We start from the raw sequence: 1724 nt of genomic DNA on the forward strand, positions 1-1724 counted from the left end.
TCGAGGAGGTCGTCGCCCGGCACTCGGGGCGGGAGTACGACGGCCGCCTTCGGCGGCTTCGCGCCGGGGTTCACCTATCTCGTCGGCGTCGACCCCGCCATCGCGGCCCCGCGCCTCCCGACGCCGCGCACGCGCGTCCCGGCGGGGTCCGTCGCGCTCGCGGGCGAGCTCACCGCGGTCTATCCCGGCGAGTCACCGGGCGGGTGGCGTCTCCTGGGCCGCACGGACGCGCGGATGTTCGACGCCGACCGCGACCCGCCGGCCCTCGTCGCGCCCGGTGCGCGGGTGCGGTTCGCGCCGTCCCGAGCCGGTGCCTCGGCGCTCGCGGTGCTCGCGGACGCGCCCCGGGGCGACGGCCGCGGCACGGCGGCGCCCGGCGCGACCACGGGGGAGGACGTCGTGGGTGGGGAGCGGGGGGAGGGCCCCGTGGGCCGGGAGCCGGGGGAGGGCCCCGAAGGCTGGCGCGCGAGTGCGGGCTCCGGGACGACGAGCGCCGTCGAGGTGCTCGCGACGGGCCCGCTCGTGCTCGTCGAGGACGAGGGTCGCCCCGGTCTCGCGGCGATCGGCGTCGGGCCGTCGGGGGCCGCCGACCGTACGTCCCACGCGCTCGCGAACCGGCTCGTCGGCAACCCGGCGAGCGCCGCGACCCTCGAGGTCGCCCTCGGCGGGCTCGCGCTCCGGTTCCGGGAGCGCGCGGTGGTCGCGCTCACCGGGGCAGCGGTGCCCGCGACCGTCGACGGGGTGCCCGTGGGCATGAACGCACCCGTCCCGGTGCCGCCCGGTGGTGTGTTGCGGCTCGGGCTCGCGACGCGGGGGCTGCGGACCTACGTCGCGGTGCGGGGCGGCGTCACCCCGGGCGCCGTCCTCGGATCGCGGTCGCGCGACACCCTCGCGGGGATCGGACCCGCGCCGCTGCGGCCGGGGGACGAGCTGACGGTCGGCGCCCCGGTGGCCGGTCGCTGGGCCGCCCCCGGCGTCGCACCCGTGCGCCACGTCCCCGGGGAGCTGCGCCCCGGCGAGCGGGCGGGCGCGGTGCTCGAGGTCCTGCCCGGACCCCGTGCCGACTGGTTCCTCCCGGGCGCGTGGCAGGCGTTGCGAGCTCTGCGGACCGTGAGCGCGGACAGTGACAGGGTCGCGATCCGGCTGGACGGGCAGGCGGTCCCGCGTCGCTCGGGCGAGCTGCCTTCCGAGGGCCTCGTCCGCGGAGCGGTGCAGGTCCCGCCCGACGGCCGGCCGGTCGTCTTCCTCGCGGACCGCCCGGTCACCGGGGGTTACCCGGTCATCGGGGTGCTGCGTCCCGACGACGTCGACCGGGCGGCCCAGCTCCGGCCGGGGGACCGCGTGGTGCTGCGGGCGGCGCGGCCGTCGTGACGGGCCGGGACCTGTCTTGGCGTCTCCTGCCCGAGGAGCGAGGGAGGCCCGAGCCCCCCCCCCCAGACCTGGGCAGGGACCGCGTGCGGTGGCCCGGCGGCCTGTGTGCCGGGTCACCCGGACCCGGCTTGACCCTGGCGCGACGGGCCGCGTAATGTTCTGGATGTCGGCCCGACAGGGAGGAACAGACACCGCCTCGAACGATCGAGGGTGGCTGGTCCCGGGGTCGAAACCCTTCCACCGCATGGCGTAGGATGTTCTCCTGCCCGCGACGAGGAAGACCACGGTGACTGGACCACGGCGAACAACCGGGGTTGAGGAGCCGGGGAAGACCTGGTAAGGTTGAAGGGTTG

General features: G+C 77.8%; 1 protein-coding gene. It reads left to right on the top strand.

Annotated features, from left to right (window positions below):
* Nucleotides 1–1371: 5-oxoprolinase/urea amidolyase family protein (locus FB00_RS20725; RefSeq protein WP_047234813.1), on the top strand; the 1371-nt coding region annotated here is incomplete at its 5' end.
* Nucleotides 1372–1724: the final 353 nt, after the last annotated feature.

The organism is Cellulosimicrobium funkei, from assembly GCF_001019615.1.
GTDB lineage: Bacteria > Actinomycetota > Actinomycetes > Actinomycetales > Cellulomonadaceae > Cellulosimicrobium > Cellulosimicrobium cellulans_E.